This window comes from Desulfobotulus alkaliphilus (genome assembly GCF_007830435.1).
In the GTDB taxonomy this organism is placed as follows: Bacteria; Desulfobacterota; Desulfobacteria; order Desulfobacterales; family ASO4-4; genus Desulfobotulus; species Desulfobotulus alkaliphilus.
Map to the genome: position 1 here is coordinate 1,802 of NZ_VLLC01000037.1, position 3,371 is coordinate 5,172.

The 3,371-nt window shown below is 44.7% G+C and carries 3 protein-coding genes; 1 reads left to right on the forward strand and 2 read right to left on the reverse strand.

The window, feature by feature from the left end; translation table 11 throughout:
• Positions 1 to 274 precede the first annotated feature (274 nt).
• Together LZ24_RS14995 and LZ24_RS15000 are read right to left on the reverse strand one after the other, a co-directional pair.
• Positions 275 to 1,150, reverse strand: a complete 876-nt coding sequence (locus LZ24_RS14995; RefSeq protein WP_144686541.1) for a hypothetical protein — start codon at positions 1,148 to 1,150, stop codon at positions 275 to 277.
• A 330-nt stretch (positions 1,151 to 1,480) separates the two neighbouring features.
• A complete protein-coding gene (locus LZ24_RS15000) occupies positions 1,481 to 1,852 on the reverse strand; it encodes an alpha/beta hydrolase family protein (protein ID WP_186443186.1) in 372 nt (123 codons plus the stop codon).
• A 344-nt stretch (positions 1,853 to 2,196) separates the two neighbouring features.
• Here LZ24_RS15000 and LZ24_RS15005 point away from each other — a divergent pair, with 344 nt between their 5' ends.
• Positions 2,197 to 3,105, forward strand: a complete 909-nt coding sequence (locus LZ24_RS15005; protein WP_144686543.1) for an Rpn family recombination-promoting nuclease/putative transposase — start codon at positions 2,197 to 2,199, stop codon at positions 3,103 to 3,105.
• The last annotated feature ends 266 nt before the right edge of the window (positions 3,106 to 3,371 follow it).

Consider the following 3,371-nt stretch of genomic DNA (forward strand, 5'->3'; position numbering starts at 1 on the left):
GATGGTGCAGGAAAAATTGTACTGCAAAATGACAATGAAAGAGCTGATTTTAACTTTATCCAAACTACGCATTCAGGAAATTAAGGGAGTTAGAATCCTTTTCCCATTAACCAAGCTTCAAAAAACTATCTTCAAAGCCTTTGGAGCTAAAGAGCCTTCGTAGGTATAAAAATGAGCGGGATTTTAGGTAACTTGTTCCATATACCGTCCTTTGAAGAGCTTCTAACGACGCTAATCAGCCGCGCGGCTTTTTGCGTCGGCTGAATTAGCCTGGTTAGGCGATGTTCATTGAATGCAATTTAAATTTGATATTATACTGTTCACAAAACACATAGGCCCATCCGTTTTCAATGAGTAGCTTTAATTCAATATCTTCACCTCTTGTATGCCCCAATTCGTCCAATGCATTCTCAATTTCACCGGCCAAATTTTCGATAACCGATTTTTGCAAATGATCCATAAACTTCTTGTAGCGTATAGCTGCAACCGACACATCTACCGCTGTCCCGTCTGTGGCATAACCTAACCCAGGCTGGCTGTAGACTGTACCATCCGCAACTTGAATGAATGAATTTATTTGATTTTTTCTAAATTCTTTGACCGTTGTGGAGCTTGGGGTGTAAGCCATTTGAACAACATCATCTAATCTGAACTTTTCAAGTAAATGAGGCCAGTTTTTGTGTACAATTTCAATTAAATCTGTATTCGACCAGTTTCCATGGCTATATATATTAATTTCGTGAAATGAATCGTGTGTTATGAAACTAAAAAGTACTGGACCTGTTCTCTTAGTGTATCCATCACTTTCGATCTCATCACCTAAGTGAAAATGAAATATCCCCCAATCATTTAGGAGGTAGTCATTATAATCAACCCTCTTAAGCCCACGGCTAAGATTGGGATTTATATCATGACCGGATTGCACCTTATCTTCTAATATCCGCAAGCCTTCTTCTAAATCGATCGGGCAAGAAAATACATCTGACGTGAAAACATTTCTTGTTCTTACAGGTATCCTTCTTTTAATGGCGTTGAAATATGCAATAGAAATTTGAGATGGATCAGATAGTGTATCTACTGGATAATCGAATTCTTGTAACCATGCCTTTTGATACTCTATCCAATCAGAGTACAAATCAATTTTTATCATTCTTACCTCTCATTTTTGCGCCCCGATGGCGCGGCGGGAAGCGTCCGCGCCATCATAATATTGTGCTGATCCGTATAACCTTCAAGTCTGTTTGAAATCAGCCAAGTCAATAAGCATAAGACCATAAAATTCTATCTGGATAACACATCTTTTTACCTGTTAACCAGAAAACCATACAGCTCCGGAGTGGCGGTTTTAAAAGAATTGTTCCCCAAAAGGCAGAAAACCAATTTTTTAGTCATAAAATATTCTTCCTCAGACCACAAGTTTTATTTTTTCGGGTATTATCCTGCCGAAAGCCTGCTTTTTCCATGCTATCCAGCTTCGGTTTTATTCCTGATTTTGACTCTGACCCGATACAAAATCCATGACTTCCTTCCACCAGGAAAGATGCGGGGAAACGGGCATGGCATTGTGGCTTGCGCCGTCAAAAATCCAGAGCTTTTTTTCCATGGTAAGGGAGTCGTAGAGCCGTTTTCCGTGTCGGATGGGAATAATCTCGTCTTCTTCCGCAAGAAGAACCGCTACCCTGCCTTCAAAATTTTTGAGGTTTTCCATGCTGTTGTACCTGTCCCTTGCCAGCAGGCGGGCGGGAAGAAACCAGTAATGGCTTTGGGCAAGATCCGGGAGGCTGTCCCATGGCAGGAAAAGAACGGCACCTTTGACGGGGATTTCCGTATTTTTCAGGGCCGCTGCCACCACGCCGCAGCCTCCACGCCGCAGCCTAAGGATTCTCCCCAGAGATAAAGGGGACCGCCATGGGATTCATGGGCAAGACGGATGCTCTGCCCAACCATTGGGACCAACCATGGGGCAGCCACTTTGTTGCTTTTGATTTTTATTCCGAATTAAATCAATTTTCTCCCATCCCGTCTCTGGCCTTGAAAGGGCTGTTTTTTTGTTTTGTCTGTGTCTTCCTTCTCCGGATTCACCCTGTTCTACGGGCAGACCCGGAGGCTGAGGCCCTTGAAACCTTCTTTCCAATTCCACCCTTTCAAGCTATGCTTCTTTCCGCCATATGAACCAGCAACCAACGGGAGGTTCCTTTGAAGCAGCAGCTCACGGATTATTATGTAAAACCCACATCGGATATCTTCTTCAAGTATCTCTTCGGCATGGAAGAGCATAAACCCATCCTGATTGATTTCATCAATGCCGTTCTGAAGGACTCCGGCTTCCCCCTGATCACAGACCTTGAAATCAAAAACCCCTTCAACCTCCAGGCCCTCTACAATGAGAAAGAAAGCATTCTGGACATCAAGGCAAAGTCCGTGGACGGCAGGTGGTTCGATGTGGAGATGCAAAACCTCTACAGGGCCTTTTTTCTGGAAAGAATCCTCTACTACTGGGCTTCCATGTACAAGGAACAGCTTGGGGAGGGTGAGGACTACTCCCTTCTGAGACCTGCCATGTGCATCAACATCCTTGATTTCAAGATGTTTAAGCATGTGAACAGGCACCACCTCTGCTTCATGCTCCGTGAAAAGGACATCCCTGAACTGCTGCTGACGGATCATCTTGCCCTGCATTTCCTTGAACTTCCCAAGATTACTGATTACAATGTGGAAAAGACCATAGACATGTGGCTCTACTATCTCAAAAACGAAGGCCTGAGCAGGGAGGATAAGATTATGGATACCATCTTGAAGAACAACCCCCACATCGCCAGTGCCAGGGAAAAGTACATCAAGTTCACCCAGGATGATCATATGCGTGAAGCCTATGAATCCCACCTCAAATGGAAGCGGGATCATAAGACGGATCTGCTTTATGCCAGAAGGGAGGGACGCCATGAAGAGAAGTACCGGACTATCATGAATCTTCAAAAATATAACATGCAGCCCGAAGAGATAGCGGACATTACGAGTCTTACCCCGGAACAGGTTAAGGCCGTTATTGATGCAGGGGATAAGGGTCTGGATCTTCTGATCGGTGAGGATGTTACCAAGCATTAAGCATGGCACGGATACCTTCGTAATCATTGGACTCGCCTGTTGCCATGCATTGTCCTTTCTTTTTGGAAGTCTAGCAGAAATAACCTGCTACTGCATAGCCTGAAAAAAGATAGTGGGAAGGGGCTTCGAGAACCTCAGCCACCAGGGGTTTTGTAGGGGCAGGCCCCTGTACCTGCCCGTCTCCCTCAGCCACCAGGGATAAATCCAGCCCTGTAAATCATGCCGCATCGAAAAAGACATCACACCGGACACCGGGCATACAGCGA

Excerpts from the sequence above, each read along its gene's own strand:
- LZ24_RS14995 (WP_144686541.1), bottom strand. The coding sequence starts at position 1,150 with ATGATAAAAATTGATTTGTACTCTGATTGGATAGAGTATCAAAAGGCA.